This window comes from Cyanobium sp. NIVA-CYA 375 (assembly GCF_056108345.1).
The window spans coordinates 1-1025 of record NZ_JBSYHW010000237.1; the positions used below are offsets into that span (position 1 = coordinate 1).

Annotated in this window: 1 protein-coding gene; it reads right to left on the reverse strand. The window is 65.9% G+C overall.

What is annotated here, in order from left to right:
• The coding region (locus AC01FP_RS17785; RefSeq protein ID WP_474482085.1) for an acyl-CoA dehydrogenase family protein at window positions 1–972 on the reverse strand (972 nt) is incomplete at its 3' end.
• Window positions 973–1025 lie beyond the last annotated feature (53 nt).

The following is a 1025-nucleotide window of genomic DNA, read 5'->3' on the forward strand; positions in this document are numbered from 1 at the left end:
GATCATGTCCGGCGCGAACCGGCCTTCATCCATCAGGCGACCGACCCTCAGGCTGCCTTGCAGGCCCAGCGCGATGTCGGTCAGCATGTCGGCCAGCTTTTTCTGGAAGAGCTGGGTCGCGGCGAGCGGGCGGCCGAACTGTTTGCGGTCGAGGCCATACTGGCGCGCGGCGGCCATGCAGAACTCTGCGGCGCCCAGCGCGCCCCAGCTGATCCCGTAGCGCGCGCGGTTGAGGCACCCGAACGGGCCCTTCAGCCCCTGCACTTCGGGCAGCAGGGCGTCGGCCCCGACCTTGACGTCTTCCATCACGATCATCCCGGTGGTCGAGGCGCGCAGGGATACCTTGCCCTTGATCTTGGGCGCCGAAAGGCCCGCCATGCCCTTTTCCAGCACGAACCCGCGAATACCGCCGCCATGGGCCTCGCTCTTGGCCCAGACCACGAACACGTCGGCGAACGGGGCATTGGAAATCCACGTCTTGGTGCCGTTGAGAATGTAACCATCGCCGTCCTTGCGGGCGACGGTCTTCATCCCCGCCGGGTCAGACCCGGCGTCGGGCTCGGTCAGGCCGAAGCAGCCGATCAGCTGGCCGCTGGCAAGCCCGGGCAGGTACTTGCGGCGCTGTTCCTCCGACCCGTAAGCGAAGATCGGGTACATCACGAGACTGGACTGGACCGAGGCCATCGAGCGGTAGCCGGAATCGACCCGCTCGATCTCGCGCGCGATCAGGCCGTAGGCGACATAGCTTGCACCGGCGCCGCCATATTCGACCGGGATCGTCGCGCCGAGCAGACCGGCCTGCCCGAACAGCGGAAACAGCTCGGGTGCGTCGGCTTCGTCCCTGAAAGCCTGCTGCACCCGCGGCTGCAGTTCGCTCTGGGCAAACCCGTGCGCGGCATCGCGGATCATCCGCTCGTCTTCGGTCAGCTGGGTTTCGAGGTCGAACGGGTCTTCCCAATTGAACGGAACCATGCCTGCCACAAGTTTCTCCTGTAACTACTTTCGGCTCGCCTTTGCAGGCTTGC